1 rRNA gene is annotated in these 447 nt (G+C 58.4%); it reads right to left on the reverse strand.

Annotated elements, in window-relative coordinates:
- Positions 1–447 (reverse strand): 16S ribosomal RNA (locus KGF48_RS19950); the annotation flags it as partial.

Consider the following 447-nt stretch of genomic DNA (forward strand, 5'->3'; position numbering starts at 1 on the left):
GACTACACGGGTATCTAATCCTGTTCGCTCCCCACGCTTTCGCTCCTCAGCGTCAGTAACGGCCCAGAGACCTGCCTTCGCCATTGGTGTTCTTCCCGATATCTACACATTCCACCGTTACACCGGGAATTCCAGTCTCCCCTACCGCACTCCAGCCCGCCCGTACCCGGCGCAGATCCACCGTTAAGCGATGGACTTTCACACCGGACGCGACGAACCGCCTACGAGCCCTTTACGCCCAATAATTCCGGATAACGCTTGCACCCTACGTATTACCGCGGCTGCTGGCACGTAGTTAGCCGGTGCTTATTCGAAAGGTACACTCACCCGAAGGCTTGCTCCCGATCAAAAGCGGTTTACAACCCGAAGGCCGTCATCCCGCACGCGGCGTCGCTGCATCAGGCTTGCGCCCATTGTGCAATATTCCCCACTGCTGCCACCCGTAGG

Origin of the sequence: Clostridioides sp. ZZV15-6388 (assembly GCF_020657755.1) — a bacterium.
GTDB lineage: Bacteria > Bacillota > Clostridia > Peptostreptococcales > Peptostreptococcaceae > Clostridioides.